General features: G+C 42.5%; 15 protein-coding genes and 1 pseudogene. 3 read left to right on the top strand and 13 right to left on the bottom strand.

Features of this window, described 5'->3' with window-relative positions; all coding sequences use genetic code 11:
- A pseudogene (locus HUJ21_RS24150) lies at positions 1 to 110 on the top strand (IS1595 family transposase); the annotation flags it as partial.
- Between the two features lie 396 nt (positions 111 to 506).
- Here HUJ21_RS24150 and HUJ21_RS24145 read toward each other — a convergent pair.
- The 9 genes from HUJ21_RS24145 to HUJ21_RS24105 form a co-directional block, all read right to left on the bottom strand.
- On the bottom strand, positions 507 to 1,427 hold the full coding sequence (locus tag HUJ21_RS24145; protein ID WP_291373550.1) for a helix-turn-helix transcriptional regulator: 921 nt from the start codon (positions 1,425 to 1,427) through the stop codon (positions 507 to 509).
- A 5-nt stretch (positions 1,428 to 1,432) separates the two neighbouring features.
- Complete coding sequence (locus HUJ21_RS24140) at positions 1,433 to 1,996, bottom strand: GNAT family N-acetyltransferase (protein WP_291373547.1); 564 nt, start codon at positions 1,994 to 1,996, stop codon at positions 1,433 to 1,435.
- Positions 1,997 to 2,647: 651 nt separating this feature from the next.
- On the bottom strand, positions 2,648 to 3,523 hold the full coding sequence (locus tag HUJ21_RS24135; RefSeq protein ID WP_291373542.1) for a toprim domain-containing protein: 876 nt from the start codon (positions 3,521 to 3,523) through the stop codon (positions 2,648 to 2,650).
- 209 nt (positions 3,524 to 3,732) lie between these two features.
- The gene (locus tag HUJ21_RS24130) at positions 3,733 to 4,968 is read right to left on the bottom strand and encodes a VapE domain-containing protein (RefSeq protein ID WP_291373540.1); all 1,236 of its coding nucleotides are present in this window, start codon (positions 4,966 to 4,968) and stop codon (positions 3,733 to 3,735) included.
- Positions 4,969 to 5,052: 84 nt separating this feature from the next.
- Entirely contained in the window at positions 5,053 to 5,334 is a 282-nt protein-coding gene (locus HUJ21_RS24125; protein ID WP_291373539.1) for a helix-turn-helix domain-containing protein, read from the bottom strand.
- Between the two features lie 316 nt (positions 5,335 to 5,650).
- Positions 5,651 to 5,983 (bottom strand): type II toxin-antitoxin system RelE/ParE family toxin, encoded by a 333-nt coding sequence (locus tag HUJ21_RS24120; RefSeq protein ID WP_291373538.1) that lies wholly within the window; start codon positions 5,981 to 5,983, stop codon positions 5,651 to 5,653.
- Complete coding sequence (locus HUJ21_RS24115; protein WP_291373537.1) at positions 5,977 to 6,195, bottom strand: hypothetical protein; 219 nt, start codon at positions 6,193 to 6,195, stop codon at positions 5,977 to 5,979. The genes HUJ21_RS24120 and HUJ21_RS24115 overlap by 7 nt, the downstream gene beginning before the upstream one ends.
- A 70-nt stretch (positions 6,196 to 6,265) precedes the next feature.
- Entirely contained in the window at positions 6,266 to 7,144 is an 879-nt protein-coding gene (locus HUJ21_RS24110) for a hypothetical protein (RefSeq protein ID WP_291373536.1), read from the bottom strand.
- An 18-nt stretch (positions 7,145 to 7,162) separates the two neighbouring features.
- On the bottom strand, positions 7,163 to 8,485 hold the full coding sequence (locus HUJ21_RS24105; RefSeq protein ID WP_291373535.1) for a site-specific integrase: 1,323 nt from the start codon (positions 8,483 to 8,485) through the stop codon (positions 7,163 to 7,165).
- 228 nt (positions 8,486 to 8,713) lie between these two features.
- On the opposite strand from HUJ21_RS24105, the gene HUJ21_RS24100 reads away from it, so the two are divergent.
- Positions 8,714 to 8,920: a GIY-YIG nuclease family protein gene (locus tag HUJ21_RS24100; RefSeq protein WP_291373534.1), complete on the top strand. Its 207-nt coding sequence runs from the start codon at positions 8,714 to 8,716 to the stop codon at positions 8,918 to 8,920.
- A gap of 607 nt (positions 8,921 to 9,527) precedes the next feature.
- On the opposite strand, the gene HUJ21_RS24095 is transcribed toward HUJ21_RS24100, so the two are convergent.
- A complete protein-coding gene (locus tag HUJ21_RS24095; RefSeq protein ID WP_291373533.1) occupies positions 9,528 to 9,656 on the bottom strand; it encodes a hypothetical protein in 129 nt (42 codons plus the stop codon).
- Between the two features lie 473 nt (positions 9,657 to 10,129).
- On the opposite strand from HUJ21_RS24095, the gene HUJ21_RS24090 reads away from it, so the two are divergent.
- Positions 10,130 to 11,200: a BF3164 family lipoprotein gene (locus HUJ21_RS24090; protein WP_291373532.1), complete on the top strand. Its 1,071-nt coding sequence runs from the start codon at positions 10,130 to 10,132 to the stop codon at positions 11,198 to 11,200.
- A 415-nt stretch (positions 11,201 to 11,615) separates the two neighbouring features.
- Here HUJ21_RS24090 and HUJ21_RS24085 read toward each other — a convergent pair whose 3' ends face one another.
- The 3 genes from HUJ21_RS24085 to HUJ21_RS24075 all read right to left on the bottom strand — a co-directional run bounded on the left by HUJ21_RS24085 (position 11,616) and on the right by HUJ21_RS24075 (position 16,712).
- Positions 11,616 to 13,886 carry a molybdopterin cofactor-binding domain-containing protein gene (locus HUJ21_RS24085; protein WP_291373531.1) on the bottom strand — a complete coding sequence of 757 codons (2,271 nt, stop codon included), beginning with the start codon at positions 13,884 to 13,886 and terminating at the stop codon, positions 11,616 to 11,618.
- A gap of 11 nt (positions 13,887 to 13,897) precedes the next feature.
- A complete protein-coding gene (locus tag HUJ21_RS24080) occupies positions 13,898 to 14,356 on the bottom strand; it encodes a (2Fe-2S)-binding protein (RefSeq protein WP_291373529.1) in 459 nt (152 codons plus the stop codon).
- 115 nt (positions 14,357 to 14,471) lie between these two features.
- Positions 14,472 to 16,712, bottom strand: coding sequence for a molybdopterin cofactor-binding domain-containing protein (locus HUJ21_RS24075; RefSeq protein ID WP_291373527.1), 2,241 nt, complete (start codon positions 16,710 to 16,712; stop codon positions 14,472 to 14,474).
- Between the last annotated feature and the right edge of the window lie 66 nt (positions 16,713 to 16,778).

The following is a 16,778-nucleotide window of genomic DNA, read 5'->3' as shown; positions in this document are numbered from 1 at the left end:
ATACCTATCGCTTCAACAGGCATAAGATGAAGGAGGGAATCTTTGAAAACCTCATGAAAAGAATGGTAGAAAAACCACCATACCCTTACAAAGAATTTTATTTATCATAGGCCTAGTTCAAAAAGTTAATCTCCCTGAAAAAAAGCCTATATCAATTTAATTTAAATAATAGGTTGGAATCGGATCGAAAACGAAGAAATTAGCTACACTACTCATGCCTAGCAACGGCGCAAAAAGTTCTATTTCCAAATAATCATAATTTAAAAGCTATAAAATTTTATGTGATTGAAATGACTGTTTTCTAGATAAAGTAAAATCCTATCATCAAAACTGCCTCAGAAAACTTCAATAGGCTTAATCCGCCACCTCACGAATCTCTCGTTTCCAATTATTCAGCCTATCTCGATTCCATCAACTTTCTATTAATAAATGAGGTACCAGCCATCTATATTTCCAGAAATGTTTTGAAAGTAGTGCATTTTTGAATCGCAGATTCCGAGACCATCTCAGGCCGACTTCACCCTTCTGCTGATCTTATTCAACAGGTCAAGCTTATTATTACTACCAGCCTTTTTGAAAATATTCTGTATGTGCTTGTTGACGGTCCTTTCGGAGATATTCAGCGTATCACCGATTTCTTTGTAGATGTAGCCATCCCTGACCAATTGGCATATTTGAATTTCTCTTTTGGTAAGTCCCAAGCCTTTGCATCGGATGGCGAAAATTTCCTCTTCATTTTTGGTTTGGATCAGGTCCAGCGTTTCCAGATCCTTGCGGTTCTCCTCTATCATGTTCCGGAAAAAAAGAAAGGTGATGATCAGGAATCCGCCGTTGGTAAAGAGCACCTCTGTAAGTTGGGTTACCTGCAAGTAGGCCAATAAGGGCATCAGGGCCCAGGGGGCTACGGCAATGTAGGATAAAATGGCATCGAAAGAGGCTTTTCTGTTTTTGTATCGCTGCCGAATGCCCCATAGGATATTGTATACCATGTAGAACGCGTAGGCAAACGGAATAATCATTCCCACATAGATGACCGTCATCAAATCCAACCCAAGTGGATAGAGTATGCAGAAGAAAATGATAAAGGGCAATATCAGGAAGATCAGCACGCCATATTTGGCATGAAATTCCAGATGGGTGATGTTGTAGGCCTGGTAAAAATAATAGGGGAAATAAGCGCCCATGGAAAAACCGGCCCCATAGGCCAGGATGTATTGAAACACTACCGACAGAGGAAGGTTTTCGTCGGGAAAGAGACCTCCAGCAATATTGTATATGATCAATAAGAATAGCAGGATCAGGTAATATTTTCTCTTTTTCTCTGTGGGCTTTTGCAGGTAAAAGACAAGTTGATGGGAAAACATTAATGTCTCCAGAATTACAAACAGAAGGGTTACAATATGTATTTCAGTATTGAGAACGGTCATGGCGTTCAGGCAGTTTTTAGAAAATAGAACGGAAACCCAAACCGCTCTGAAACGGTATAAATCTCCATGCCGTGTTTTTGGTACCAGGGTAGATTCCGCTGGGTAGAGGTTTCGAGATAGACCGGCCGGTTAAGCGTCCTGGAGTAATCCAATACATGCTTCAGAACGGCCGTCCCAAAGCCATTCCCCTGCCGGTCCGGATTTACACCAATAAACCAGAGGTAGGTAAACGGTTCGCTGGGGTAATGCTTTTTGATAAAAGATTCCCTGGCCAAGGCCTTGGGGATGTTGCCCAGGCCGATGGTTTTAAGTATTAACTGTATATCCAGATAGGTGCTTTTCCAGGAGAACTTTTTCCGATCCTGAAACTGGATCATGGCGCAAGCTTCGCCGTCGTCCGAAATAAATATCTCACCGGTATCCATGCAGTTGTCAAAGGAATACTCCATCAAATAGCGGATCTTTTTTTCTTGCTTCCCGGCAATGTAGTTGACGCTCTTGTTTTTTTTGAATGCTTCCAGCAGAATGTTTACTACTTTCTCCCGGTCATTTTGGGTTGCTCTTCTCATAATTTTAATTTTTAAATCCGAGTTGCGAGGATTTCCCTCCCCTCCTCCCACCACAAAACCGTATGGAAAAAGGAGGGGCAAGTTCGTTTTTGGCAGAAAAAAACCGGGAGGTTTTTTGTCGGACAAAGACACAACTTGCAAGGACCGCGCACAGCGGGTTTTAGGGTTAATTCAAAGTGCGTTTTTGGACGTTCTTTCATCCTATAGGGATGTAAATAAGAACGGTTTTAACTATAGTAGATTAAATAAATAATCCTATTTTTACCAACTAATATAAATTTATATCTAAATAAAAGCAAATATATTTAACTATTTTTTCTTATATACAGTTACAGGAATAGCTATAAATCCGGCTATTTGAATAGCCGCATACAGGAAAATACAGTTACCGATAGCATTTGTAGCAACCATCTGACAGGTCTAATGGATCACTTGTCTTTATTTGAATATTGGTATATCCGTATAAATTGCTAATCAAATAACTATATATCCACATATAGAACTAATTGCTTTTTAAATCGAACAAATGCCACCCTCTTTTAAGCCCCCGTCTACGTTAAGCCAGGGCCCGGCCAGGAAAGGCTGCTGGTAAAAGAAAAAGGAGCCATTTAGCAAAGCGGGCAAATTTTCTTCAGAATTCACCTGGCTTCTTCATCTTTTTGGACCATGATTTTCCCGACTCATCCAGTACTCGTTTAGGTCCTTAAACGGACCAATGATACCGGAACAATCCTGGCTTTGGGGAAGGGATTGTGTCAATTCCTCCGCTGCTGCCCTACCCGCCTGATCCCTGTCCAGAAACAGATTTACCTGCCGGTATTTCTGTATTTCAGGCACAGCCGGTTTTAAACTGGCCAGGGAGTTAAGCACCATAAAATCCATTCGGTATCGCTCCGCCTTCCTCATTTCCGCATAGCTCATAAGGTCGAATATGCCCTCGAACAGGCAGAGGTCGGCTGCATTGTTCCGGTAATGCGAAACCCCCTGAGCGGTGCAGCCCTTCCAGTATTTGTTCCGTATGGACCAGCCATTTTCATTTGCGTTGCCCAGCCCGAAATACCTTTTGTCCCAAATGCGGTAATATACCTCCCGGCAGAAGTCGCTTGCTGTCTCCAATGATATGCCCCTGGATTGCAGGTAATCCGTAATGGCACGATTGTTTCCAAGAGGATTGGTTTTAATGATGGTAATCCCAGGTGGTTCCTTTTCGGAAGGCTTCGCATTGGAAAGAATTGGCGGGTGAAGAAAAAAAGAGGATCCGCTTATGGTGGCGATTTCCTGGATGGCCTCCGAAATGGTAAAATTTGGGTTCATTTTCAAAACCAGGTCAATCAGGGTGCCACCAGCATTCCCATCGCCGAAATCCACCCAGAGATTCTTGATAGGGTGAACTTTAAACGAAGGCGTCTTTTCCTCCCGGTAAGGAGACAGGTAAAAACAATAGCCTGCTTTTACTTTGCTTGGTTTTATTCCCAGTTGATCTAGATAAGTTACTATGGATATCTTATTGGCTTCTTTGGCATTCATGGTCTTAAAGTTTAATTTTTATAAAAAACCGCCTACTACACCTACTACCTTACTACATTTTGCTCTTTACTCATTGGTATTCAGTTATTTATGTTAGGTAAAAATCAAAATTCATCTTACTACAAAATGGCTTTTTGTAGTAGGTTGTAGTAACTTGATTTATTATATCTTACTACAGGCTAATGGTTTGATTTTCATTTGTTTAAGCGTTACTTGTAGTAAGTAGTAGGGTGATTTTGTTTTATGTAATATCCCTTTTCGGGGAAGGTTTGGGCTTCGTTTCTTCTTACCTGAGTCTGAATATGGCCGAGCAGTTTCAGGGCCTTTCCGATTTCTACCGGGCTGATCCTTAGGTTTCCGGAAAGGTTTAAGGTCAGCTGGTGGCAGATCTCTGTGGCAGTCATGAATTTGTCATGGTCCTCCCTGGTACCAGGAGAAAAGAACTTCTGCACCAGTTCCACTTCGGGCGAAATGGTTTTGTACTGATTGTTCATCAGTTCATTTTCCTGAATTTCAGCAGCCGTCATCTCGTATTGGAAATCCGACTGATACAACTGATAGGCTTGAGCCCAAACCCGGTCGATATCAATGTCACGTTTATAATCCCAGTTGATCGCCCTTACCGTAAAGCAGAGCCAGCGGACACTTCCAGTCACATCGGTCAGGAACTCGCCCTTATTGGTGGAACCCCAGATGGATGCCCTTCTAGGTTCCATTTTGGGTTTTTTATCATAGGGGTGCCGGACCTTGACATGCGATTTGCTCATCAGGGTTTTCTGTGCGTTGATTTCTGTTCTGGACAGCGTGGAAAGTTCATCCTGGATCACGCCGAAATTCTGGCTTAATGCGATCAGACTGTCCTTATCCACGGAAATATTTTCCGCATGATAGGCCATTAATTGATCCGGGATCAGGAAGCGGGTCAGGGTTGTCTTACCACTGTTCTGTTGCTCCTGTACAAAGATCAGGGCCTGCTTGTTGAAGAAGTCATCCCTTAGGCAACAGGCCACGCAGCGGACCAGCCATTTTTTGAACTGCAACTCAAAGCGCTGCTGACCAACTACCTGGACATAGCCACTGAATTTTTGGATATAGTCTCCATGGAGGGTGTTATCCCATTTGTTCCGGACCTGTCTAAAATACTCCACAAAAGGGTTGGTTTTGGGAATAAAGTCCGAACAAAGGAAGGTGTTGATTTCACCCACCGAGGTGCGGTATCCGGCCTGCCGGCACTCTATGTAAAGGGTATTGGGATTGACCGGATGGTAGTGGTCTCCTTCTTTTTCTCTGGCAAAGACTTCATTAAGCACCAGGTTGTTCTTAAAGTCGTATTTTGACATCAGGAACCTGATCATCCGAATGGTAGGGCTGGAACATTTTTCATCTATCTTCCTGATAGGGTTTTCCTCGTCCATTTTTCTGTTGGTTTGGGTTGGTAAATCCACACAGAAATGGTATATTTAACTCATTGAAAGAGGGATACCATTTCCTAATGAAATTATTGCAAGCGGATCGGGCATGATCCGCTTTTATTTTTTCCGGCCGTTTTTCTGGTGACCGGCATTGAGTATATCCGACTTTTTGAAATACACCCTGGTGTTGATCACCTGTTCTTTGAGAAAACCTTCCCTGCGCCAGTTATTGATCGTGGTACGGGATCGCCCTAGCATCCGCATGGCTTCAGGGATCTGTATCAGTTCGTCTTCCTGGGTTGGTGGCTGTAGTTGAGGGATTATCCTGGAAGCCACTTCTTCGGCAATTTCATGGATAAGTTGCCTTTTGTCAATTGGTGAAAAGATCAAGTCGTTCATAATCGGTTTTTGTTTGGTTTGTTGGCCGAATATGGTCAGAACTTGGCAGGGGTAGTTAGCTGGGGTAGTACCCCAGGTTTTCGGAAAGCTTCATTAATGGCTGGAATGGAGGGATTTTAATGAAAAAAAATAGCAAAAGGAAATTGACAGATTGGCGATCAATAGAAAGCCCGATTGGATTTAAACTTTTGCGGATTTTCAAAGGAGAAAAAAGCCAACGTGAAAAATGATATTGCTTCCCGCAAACGGCTTCTAATGGGCTTTTATGAGGGTTCTGGTAACTTTAATTGTGTACCAAAAGCTTGGTAGGGTTAGTTTAGTAAGGCTTGGGTTCTTGTTTTACATGCCTTAACCGGAGGATTTTGATTTCTTTATCCGTGTGCCGATAAGCTACCCGATAAGAGTATTTCTCTAAAGCCCTGTAGTTCCCTGGATTGTCCTTTTTAAACCTGTCCAACGGATATTTCTCAGGGTGATCTGGCAAATTGCGAGTCATGACTAAAATGGTTTCTTTCACTTTCTCTGCACTCGCAGGGGAGTTTTCTTTTATTTTTTTGTAAGCTTTTTGAAGTGAAATAAAAGCACTTTTGGTCCAGGATACCTTTAGTCGTTGTTCGGGAATACTTTCCAAAGGATTTTCCACTACCATTTTTTAGCCAATTTCTCTACTTCTTCCTGGCTGTAGAATTCGCCCCGATCCATTTCGGCTTCAGCTTCATCTATTTCCCGGTTGTACTGCTCAACGCTGACAGGACCTTCCGAAAACTTAATCAAAGAGCTTTCTAATTCAGTGAGCTCTTCTTCATTCAAGTGCATAACCTTCTCTATAATCGCATATTTTCTGGCGGCAATTGTTTCCATCTTTATCAGTATTTAAGTCTTTTCAAATATAACGATTTTATAGGATTTTAGATTTTTCTGACTATTACCGTTAATGGCATTCAACCCCATTTTTTAATCCAACCCTTGGACTTTCCAGGGTGTCAATGAGTCTATCTATTTCACTGGCCTTCAGTCCCAATTTTGCCAGATGGAAAATCGCTTTGACATTCCTGAGCTGATCGACCCGTTTAGGCGATAGACATTCTCCGGATCTGATTTCGCTTACTCTTTTGGTGATATCCTTTTTGATGTTATCCGGAGAAGCTGTCAGGATTTCTCCCAACACCCGATATACCCCTTCCTTCGACAAACTGCAATTAGGATCCAGGCAGAGTTTGTTGATCAGTTCATTCAATGTCCCCGGCCCGCCTAATAAAAAATCGATGGCCAGCAGCTTTTCAGTTTTGTCCATCCTGCTTTCTGAAATTTCCACAAGATTATAATCCCGTTTTGCCCGCATGTTTTCATAGAAAAGTTGGGCCCCTTCCCTATCCCGAAAATCCAAGGTTTCAAATTCCCGGAAATTGGCCAGTTTCTTGGTGGCGTCGACATACTTTAGAAAAATGCCGGTCTCCCGAATATTCTTAAGGGTATTTCCAATAAGGTTGTAGATAATTCCCGCTGTTATGCCTGAAATAATAAGAGCAAAAGGTAATTTCAAGGAGAGCTCAATCGTAAGCACAGAAAGAGCCAGGACCAGGCTAAAAAAGGCAAATAGAATGGGGTAAATCAGGGAAAGGTAGATAAACCATTTCCGACGCCGGATGAAATTGGAAAAATCTTCAAAATGTTGCCGGTTAACCGAAAATATATGCCAGCCGTAACGGTATGCCAGCATCCTTTCTTCTTCAGAACTCCCGTCAAAAAGCAGCAGGTACTCCCGGAGCTTGTACAGCCAAAGGGGCCTTTTTGGATCGAACTTTTTCATGGTTCAAGGTTTGATTTTTTACCCTGGGGCTCCCCAGGCTTTTTGCATTTCGTTTCTTTTTCTTTCTTCCGTCACCTTCACATACCGTTGAAAGCTCTTGTAATCGGCATGGCCAGTAATCTTCATTACGGTCTCTGCAGGAATTCCTTTTTCCAGGGATAAGGTCGCAAAGGTTTTTCTTCCGGTGTGGGCACTGATAATTTCGTGCTTTTTGTAAATGGTAGATTGCTTGGTGGCCCCTTTGTAACGGATTATTTCTATAGGATCATCGATTCCCGTCAGCTTGCAGAGCTCCTTGACGTATTTGTTGAACTTCTGGTTGGAAATCATCGGAATGGGGCTGGCCAGGTCCTTGTATTTTTCCAGGATTGTTTTGGAATACCTGTTAAGTGGTACAATTAATGGCTTTTTTGTTTTTTTCACCGTTAACCTAATTTCGCCATTTTTAATATGGCCCCGGTGAAGCTGCTCCAGGTCGGAATACCGGAAACCGGTTACACAACTGAAGCAAAATACATCCCGTATCTGGTCCAATCGTTTATTATTTTGAAGATTCAATTCGAATAAAAGGTCAAGTTCGGATTGGGTCAGTGCAATGACTTCCATTTTGTATTCTTTAATGGAAAAGTCCTTATGCCCTGGATTGACTTCGATTCCCTTCTTCTTTGCATAGCTAAGAAAGGTTTTCAAAGTCCTCAGCTGTTTGGAAATGGTTGTATTGTTTAGCGTGCTTACTCTTTTGGTGTTCTCGTTTACCTCCTCCCAATCAATCAAAAAGCGCTGAAATCCCTGCAGAAAGTTATAATCGATCTGATCAAACCGTACTTTTATTCGGGTGTGATTTTGATAATTGGTGAGGTGTTTTTTAAGTGACTTATAAACTGAAAGGCTACCCTTTTCTCTTATATGCTTATGTTCTTCGATATATTGATCAATAAAATCGTAGACAATCGAGGAAGGGTTTTCCTTTTTCGTGGCTTGCTTTTGTTTCAATTTAATCTCCTCGGCAATCATATCTGCACTATAAGGAGTCTTCTCAAAAATAAACCTTGATTCTATGGACCTCACCTCAGAGATCAATGCTGACATTTGATCCTGATATTGGATCAGCTTGCTTTTAGTCGGAATGTTCTCTCCGTACTTTTTACTCAAAAGCATTTTCACTCTTTGAGTTAGACTTACTATTTGTTGACTTTGGTTTTCCCAGAGTTCAGGAAATAGCTTAATGCCAGTAGAAACTTTCCTGCGTTGTCCGGCTATGCGAATAATAAAAATCAAAGGGTGCTCTCCATTTTTGTTAACCGTATCCAACCTAAGCTCGAATCTTAATGTTGCTTCCATTATCATTTAGTTTTGAAAGCACCAATTTAAACAAAAAATTTTTGTGGGGCTAACTGTGGGGCTAAAATATGGATCAAATCAGGTTTTTACTGGTCATTACATTTTGGTAAATATATCCATATATATGTATATAAGCCATTTACGAATATTTTTGGTTCACGAAAATCATTAGGTTCGATTCCCGTCCATTCCGCTTAAAGCCCTGGTATTCCAGGGCTTTTTTTGTTTATGACTCATTATTTCTACAGCATAGAATCAGAAAAAGATGGATCTTTTTATATAGGTTCTTCTCAAGACCCAGTAGAGGGACTAAAAAAGCACAATCGACCTCATAAGGGATATACCGGAAGGAAACAGTCTTGGAAATTGGTACATGCTGAATCTTTTGAAACCGACGCTGAGGCCATTATCAGGGAAAAATATTTGCAAAAATAGAAAAGCAGAAAATTCATCCTTTCTTTAATGAAAAATGAAATAAAATGAAAGAATGCCCGTCCCGACACATCGGGAAGGTCGCGGGTTCGAGCCCTCCCGAAAAAACGGGACAAGCTGTCCATTCCGCAAGAAGAAACCCTAATGGCTAAATAATAAAGCTGTTAGGGTTTTTCCTTTTTTATGCGGGGCTATTTGTGGGGCAAATAATTTATCTTATTAACGTAAATAAATCCTAAACTTACCATGTCCTTGAATTCTGATAAGACTAAGTTGAAGTTTAGGCAAACCATTATTTTCCGGCGTAAATTTATGGTAACCACTCAAGTTGCTTGTTTTTTAAGCCTGGCTCTCCCCTACCTAAACAAATAAAGCAGGCAAGATTGGGCTCCTAATCCAGGTCTTTTTCATAAGTTTAAAACAACCTTGTTAAATGAGGCACAAAGTATTACTTGTAAGTGGGTTATACTCTTTTTTTTTTTACAAAAAACACTTTCATTTTGTGCAAAAAATAAGTGTCTTCCATTATCCCTTTAAACTAAAGTAATTTAAAAGCGACCAGTAATTCCAGACAGTTTGGATTGGTCATTGGAAAGACAATAAGTGGGCCTCAAAGGTCCAGTATTAACCCTTCTATTTCCAAATCCCTGATAAACATGCCAGCCTGGATCAGGTTGTCTTCCTCAATGGACTGCAGGACCTTTTTAATAAGTCCGGTAAGTTTTTTTCCCTTATCCAATCTTTCAAATGATCCAGGTTTTGGTCTATCAGCTGGTTGATTTTGCGGTCAATTTGGCCTTGCCGATTTTTTAATTGCATTACAATCAAGGAGATATCTTTCATTATTTATTTAATTAACATTTTTATGTTAATAATTTAAACGAAATATTGTAAATCCATGACTATTTATGGAGAAATTCTATTTACCTTTTTTCACCTGCAACCGTTTTCCACAATGGATTCCTGATATGAGACTGGATACGCTTGCATGGAGTGGTCGGATAGGATCTTGGTCGACCGAAGAGGTTAGCTAGTCCTACCCGGGAAGACGGAATGCATGGGTATCCTTGGGGAGGGGAAAAGTGTTTGGGTTTTGGTAGGAACGGACAAAATTCAAACTTTTTTCCCCGGGGAAATTGAGGCTGTGACCGAAGATTTAAGTTTTTGTAAATAATTCCAGTCATTTGTGGCAGAATTAAACTATCTTTAAGAATGAACAAATTTATTCTAGTCCTTTTTCTTTTTGCACTAGGTTCATGTCAAAAGGACTCTGAGGAAGGTAACTACAGAATTATTAAGGAGGAGGATTTCGAAATAATTTCCATTACATCAGAAAAAAATTATTTCGAGGAAATCATCAATCCTTCTAATATTGGTTTAGTTGGTAGAAAAGTTCTGATTTCTGAAGCATGGAGAGTTCCAGAGGAACATCCTCGTATTCATATTATTGATCCTAAAGATTGGAGGTATGATAAACCAAAGGGAAAATTTGGAGAAGGTCCTTTAGAAGTGATTGATGCCAGCATGTTTTATAAAGGGAAAAACTCCGATACTTTTTGGACGTATTCGATGAATAGGAGGAAATTGGTTGAATATTCAATGTCAGATTCTACCCTTCTAGGTAAAAGTGAATGGAAAATGACCGAGCCTATGATGAATATTTTATTTTTTACTCAGGCTACTGACAGTACTTACCTGGGAATATCGAAGGAGGATAAAAATCGAATTTTGGAATTTGATAAAGCTGGGAATAAAATTGGAGGGTATGGAAATTGGGAGAAAGTAAAGGATCGACCGGATCTTAATGATTACCAACTGTCGGAATTAAACAGCAGTTTTTTTAAAGGTAATTCAGATGAAGGTCTTTTTGTTAGAGTTGGGATAAGAAGGGATAGACTAGAGATTTTCAACAATCGAGACAAATCGTTTATCATCATTGATGGGCCGGATATGGAATTGCCACCTTTTGAATTAGTGGGAGCTGATGGCAAGGAGCAGTTGTACCTTGGTCCAGATCCTCGTTACCACTATAGAGACGCTGTAGTAACTGAAAAATATATTTTTGCATTATATGCAGGTGTAAATCCTTCTGAATTTAAAAAAACAGCGGTTATGGCTGAACAAATTTGGGTGTTTGATCACAAGGGAAAGCCTCTTTGGAAGTTAATGCTGGATAGATCAATCATCAATTTTGTAGTGAATGAAGAATCCAATGAAATCTATGGACTGACTACTGACGAAGATCCTGGAATTGCAGTTTATAATATTCCAAAGGAGTTGTGATAGAACATGAAAAATATTTATAAACTGAACACTTTTAAATGGCGTTTTCTTGACTTGCAAGCTTTTCCTAAAAGTAAATACAATTCTCATTTATCTCAGTGCCAGAAAAAAAGCCCATGAGGGCTTTTTATTAAGGTTTTGATTTCTTGGTCCTTCCCCCTTTCGGCGCAGCTACCTTTTTGCTGACATAGGCGGTATGGGTTTTTCCAAATTGGTCAGGCTCTTTCAGCGAGGCCACTTCAAATACCAGCTATTCTATGCATACGCAGATGACCATTTGGCTTCATAATACGGCTTCCATCTTTTTTCCTGGAGATGTATATCCAACACTTGCTAAAAGCTACATTGAAAATTAAAGTGAAGTTAGGTCAATGAGAAAATTTTAAAGAAGATAAATGTGTTTTACTAAGATATGTTACATTCCTAAGTTTTCAATTTGCAGGATCTGCGGCTGAAACGGTTGCTCATACAGCCGTTTTCCTGTAGCCCTGTAAAGGGAATTTCCCAATGCGGCAAAAACAGGGGGAAACAGCGGTTCTCCCAATCCAGTAGGATCCTCCTTGCTTTCTACGAAATGAACCTCAATTTTCCTGGGAGCCTCTCCGTGCCGGATCATGCGGTATTTGTCAAAATTCCTTTTGGTGGGCACACCGTTTTCGAAGGTCATTTCCCCGTAAAAAGCATTGCCTATGCCATCAACAATGGCACCTTCACCCATATTTGCTGCCGCATCGGGATTCACCACAATACCGCAATCGACTGCTGCATAGACGTTTTCTACTACCGGCTGTTTGTCCTGAATTCGCACATCTACCACTTCAGCCACATAGGAATTATGACAGAAGTAAGCAGAAACTCCCCGAGAAATACCATTGGGCACATTTGACCAGTTGGATTTATCCCGGACCAATTCCAATACTCCGGCATACCTTTTTGGATCATAATCATTGTTTTCCCCTACAGGGTTTGTTTCGGCTCTCTTAAGTAATTCCAAACGGAATGCTATGGGATCTTTTCCCATTTCTTCTGCCAATTCATCCAGGAAACTTTGCTCTGCTCCGGCGATGAAATTGGATCTGGGTGCACGGAAAGCTCCAATGGTGATGTTCGATTCGGTCTGCCAGCTTTCGGCCAGGTAGTTGTCTAAAGCACCCGCAGGAAATCGGTTCGCATGCAGCGGAGATTCCGGGATACCCCCGGCCTTCACATGCAGGGCCAATAGATTATCGTTTTCATCGAGAGCAGCCCGGTAAGTGGCTGAGTAGGTGGGCCGATAGACCCCAGCCGACATATCATCCTCCCGTGTATAGACCATTTTTACAGGGGCGTGGATTTTTTGAGAAATCAAGGCCGCTTCTACCATATGGTGACTATAAGCCCGCCGGCCAAAGCCTCCCCCCATCCGGGCAAGGTTGATCTGGATATTTTCTTTCGGAAGCTCCAGGCTGCTGGAAAGTGCGTTCATAATAAAATCCGGCGCCTGGGTTGGACCGTAAATGATGGCCCTATTCCCTTTCACATCAGCGAAACAATTCATCGGCTCCATGGTGTTGTGGGCCAAAAAGGGAGCTGTATACGTTCGTTCAATCACTCTGGCCGCTTTTTTGAACGCAGCTTCCGGATCTCCGTCTTTTCTTTGAATATTTCCTGGTTTCCGCTGGAATTGCGCCATCTTTTCCTTGTGCGTGCTGGAATTCTCCAATCCTCCGGGAACGCTAATATCTCTGGTTTGACCTCCCCTTCCCGCCATGGGAAAAGTGCTTTCCGGAGCTTCTTCCCATTCAGCTTGGAGGCTTTTTTTGGCTTGCAAGACCTCCCAGGTAGAATTACCCACAATGGCGATGATCTCCGGGAATGTAGTGGTATCAAAGAAATTTCTACCATAATCGTCCTTAAAAACCTTAACTTTAAAGGCATCCTGAATACCCGGCAGGGATGTCACAGAGCTTTTGTCAAAGGATTTGAGCTTCATTCCGAAGGCCGGCGGATGAACAATGGCGGCATATTTCATTCCCTCAACCTTATGATCAAGCGAAAACATCGGCTTTCCGGTTACAATTTTTTGCAAATCCACATTCTTTTTGGACTGGCCAATGATTTTGAAATCTGCATTATCCTTGAGTTTAATGGTTTCCGGATCCGGTGCATCCAGCGTCCCTGCCAGGGAAGCCATCTCACCATAGCCAGCCTTTTTGCCACTGGCTTGATGTTCCACAGTACCCATATTGGTGGTGATTTCAGCCACAGGAACATTCCAGGATTGTACAGCTGCATTTACTATCAACTGTCGGGCAATGGCCCCGGCGGTGCGCAGGGGTGTCCAGGCTGCACGCACGCTTTGCGAACCTCCCGTAAATTGTCTGTCAAAACGCTCCGGATAAAAATCCGCCTGCTCTACAAATACGTTTTTCCAGTCCACATCCAATTCCTCAGCCAGAATCATGGGGAGAGACGTTTTTACATTTTGACCGAATTCAGGATTAGGATTGAAAAGCGTCACTGCACCATTTTCGCCTATTTTTATGTAACTGTTGATTTCAAACCACTCATCTGGCATGGTCAATACTTCTTCCGGTGTCGGTTTGCAACCGGCCAGCCAACTAAAGCTCAACATCATTCCACCTCCTGCAAGGCCTGACACCTTTAAAAAGGATCTCCTATCTAATTTTTTATTTAGCAATGTCATATTTCAGTGGGTTAAAGTGTTTGGGAAGCCGTTTTAATGGCTGCTTTTATCCGGGTATAGGTACCACAGCGACAGATGTTTCCATTCATTGCCGAAGTTATCTCTTCGTCTGTTGGCTTGGGGTTCCTGGCCAAAAGGGAAGCTGCAGACATGATTTGCCCGGATTGACAATACCCGCATTGCGGCACATCATGTTCTACCCAGGCTTTCTGTACCGGATGATCTCCCTTTTCCGATAGGCCTTCGATGGTCACCACTTTTTTGTCCTCCACGATACTGATCGGATATGAGCAGGACCTTACCGCCTCTCCATTTACATGTACAGTGCAAGCGCCACATTGTGCTATGCCGCAGCCGAATTTGGTACCCACCAGGTCCAAGTGGTCTCTCAGTACCCATAACAGGGGGGTGTTGGGATCTACATCTACCTGAACGGATTTGCCATTGATATTTAAACTAAACTGTGCCATATGATTTGTATTTAATTCTAAGTTAATAATTTACACTTTAACCTGCTTACAAAATTCAAACAATGCGCATTTATATATTGAATTCATTATTGATTTAAAGGTCTTTTCTGCTCAGCTAGCTGTTCGATTGCCTGGAAAAAGGCTGATCGTAAAACCTGTTTCCTGTAGCTTTATAAAGCGCATTTGCCAATGCTGCGAAAACCGGCGGGTAGGCTGGTTCGCCAAGACCCGAGGGATCCTCTCCGTTTTCTACAAAATAGGTTTCGATCGATTTTGGGGCCTCTTTCATCCGGATATGCCTGTATTGGTCGAAGTTGGATTTGCTGATTACCCCATTTTCAAAGGTCAGTTCTCCATACATGGCCGTACCGATCCCATCTATTACCGCTCCTTCGCAGAGGTTTTTGGCCGCATCAGGGTTTACTACAAGCCCGCAATCAATGGCATTAGTGACTTTATCGATTTGAACCTGCCCATCGACTATTTTCATGTCCAAGACCTGAGCAGCGTAGCTGTTATGGCAGAAATAGGCCGATACTCCTCTGGAAACTCCTGGTGTTGAATTTGCCCAGTTTGCTTTTTCCCTGACCAATTCTAAAACTTTTGCATACCGGTCCGGATCGTAATCATTTCCTTCACCTACCGGGTTTGCTTTTGCTTTTGCCAGCAGTTCTAATCGGAAATCAATGGGGTCTTTGCCCGCTGCCTCCGCAACTTCATCCAGAAACGATTGCTCAACGCAAGCCATGAAATTTGATCTTGGTGCACGGAAGGAACCTGTAGTGATATTGGAGGGCACTTCCCAGCCTTCGGCCAAATAATTATCCACAGCTCCTGCCGGAAACCTGTTTGCGTACAATGGGTTTTCAGGTAGACCACCTGCGTTGACATGAAAGGCAATCAATTGATTGTTTTCATTGAGGGCTGCCCGGTAAGTGGCCTGATAACGGGATCGATAAACGCCACCTGTCATGTCGTCTTCCCTGGTGTAAACCAGCTTGACAGGAGCATTCATTTTTTGGGAAATCACCGCTGCTTCTATTAGCCAATGGGCATAGGACCTACGGCCATACCCGCCACCCAGTCGGGTCATTTCTATCTCAATATTTTCTACCGGAATGCCCAATCGGCTTGAAAGGGCATGCTCCGTCAATTCTGGTTTTTGCAATGGTCCGGCACAGGACACCTTATCCCCTTCCACATGGGCGAAAAAATTCATAGGCTCCATGCAGTTGTGCGCTAAAAAAGGACCGGTATAGGTTCTCTCTATAACTTTAGCAGCAGTGGAGAAAACCGCTTCGGGATTCCCATCTTTCCGTTGGGTTTGGGGTTTTTGAGCGGCTTGTTTCATAGCTATTTCCTGGGCATCCGTATTTTCCAGACCTTTTGGCACTACTCTGACAGCTTCACGACCAAACATATCCCGCTGTTCCTCATAGCCTTCCTGAATTTCCCAGTCCGCTTTTATGGCTTTCTTTGCCTGCAGTACCTGCCAGGTGCTGTCTCCGACGATGGCGATTAAATCGGTGAATTGCACGGTGTCAAAGAAGGTCCTTTTGTAATCGTCCCGAAGGGATTTGAACTGAAAAATATCCCTAATGCCGGGCATGGACCAGGCCTGCGAATCGTCAAATGATTTGAGTTTATTACCAAAAGCCGGAGGATGAATAATCATAGCATACAGCATTCCCTCCTTTTTATAATCCATTCCGAAAAGGGGTTTTCCGGTGACGATTTTATTCAAGTCAACATTCTTTTTGGAGGTGCCGATGATCTTAAAATCCTGGCTTGCTTTTAAATCAACCGCTTCCGGAACCGGCAAAGTAGCCGCAAGGTTGGCCATTTCCCCAAAATGTGCCTTTTTGTTACCTGGTTGATGAAGGATAAAGCCAGGTTCCGTGGTGATTTCTGATACCGGAACATTCCAGGTTTGAGCCGCGGCACGCATCAGCATTTGCCGGGCTGTAGCTCCTGCTGTGCGCAAGGGGGTCCAACCGGTTCGGATAGCCTGACTTCCTCCGATAAATTGCCTGGTGAAATTATCTGTATCCAAAGGGGCCTGTTCCACGATGACCTTTGTCCAATCGGCGTCCAACTCTTCAGCCAGAATCATCGGCATGGAAGTTTTGACATTTTGACCGCCTTCTGGATTGGGAGACATCAAAGTGATCAATCCATTATCACCAATCCGGATATAGCCATTCATTCTAAACCAGTCCTCTGGCATTCCCAATGCCTCCTCGGCGTTCGGTTTACATCCTGCCAGCCAATTAAAGCTCAGCATCATCCCTCCCCCGGCAAGTGCTGAGACTTTTAAAAATGACCTTCGATCGAGTTTGGTTGATTGGTTACTCATGGAAAATTAGATTTTATGCTAAATGAATGGTTAATATTCAGATACTCAATTTAATATTTATTTTTA

The organism is Cyclobacterium sp. (assembly GCF_014762705.1).
In the GTDB taxonomy this organism is placed as follows: domain Bacteria; phylum Bacteroidota; class Bacteroidia; order Cytophagales; family Cyclobacteriaceae; genus Cyclobacterium.
The sequence above is the reverse complement of the archived record's forward strand: the minus strand, read 5'-3'. Positions and strand labels throughout refer to the sequence as shown.

What these genes read in the sequence shown, in the direction of transcription:
- HUJ21_RS24145 (WP_291373550.1), bottom strand. Translation starts at nt 1,427, where the DNA reads ATGACCGTTCTCAATACTGAAATACATATTGTAACCCTTCTGTTTGTA.
- HUJ21_RS24140 (WP_291373547.1), bottom strand. Translation starts at nt 1,996, where the DNA reads ATGAGAAGAGCAACCCAAAATGACCGGGAGAAAGTAGTAAACATTCTG.
- HUJ21_RS24135 (WP_291373542.1), bottom strand. Translation starts at nt 3,523, where the DNA reads ATGAATGCCAAAGAAGCCAATAAGATATCCATAGTAACTTATCTAGAT.
- HUJ21_RS24125 (WP_291373539.1), bottom strand. Translation starts at nt 5,334, where the DNA reads ATGAACGACTTGATCTTTTCACCAATTGACAAAAGGCAACTTATCCAT.
- HUJ21_RS24120 (WP_291373538.1), bottom strand. Translation starts at nt 5,983, where the DNA reads ATGGTAGTGGAAAATCCTTTGGAAAGTATTCCCGAACAACGACTAAAG.
- HUJ21_RS24115 (WP_291373537.1), bottom strand. Translation starts at nt 6,195, where the DNA reads ATGGAAACAATTGCCGCCAGAAAATATGCGATTATAGAGAAGGTTATG.
- HUJ21_RS24110 (WP_291373536.1), bottom strand. Translation starts at nt 7,144, where the DNA reads ATGAAAAAGTTCGATCCAAAAAGGCCCCTTTGGCTGTACAAGCTCCGG.
- HUJ21_RS24105 (WP_291373535.1), bottom strand. Translation starts at nt 8,485, where the DNA reads ATGGAAGCAACATTAAGATTCGAGCTTAGGTTGGATACGGTTAACAAA.
- HUJ21_RS24100 (WP_291373534.1), top strand. Translation starts at nt 8,714, where the DNA reads ATGACTCATTATTTCTACAGCATAGAATCAGAAAAAGATGGATCTTTT.
- HUJ21_RS24090 (WP_291373532.1), top strand. Translation starts at nt 10,130, where the DNA reads ATGAACAAATTTATTCTAGTCCTTTTTCTTTTTGCACTAGGTTCATGT.
- HUJ21_RS24085 (WP_291373531.1), bottom strand. Translation starts at nt 13,886, where the DNA reads ATGACATTGCTAAATAAAAAATTAGATAGGAGATCCTTTTTAAAGGTG.
- HUJ21_RS24080 (WP_291373529.1), bottom strand. Translation starts at nt 14,356, where the DNA reads ATGGCACAGTTTAGTTTAAATATCAATGGCAAATCCGTTCAGGTAGAT.
- HUJ21_RS24075 (WP_291373527.1), bottom strand. Translation starts at nt 16,712, where the DNA reads ATGAGTAACCAATCAACCAAACTCGATCGAAGGTCATTTTTAAAAGTC.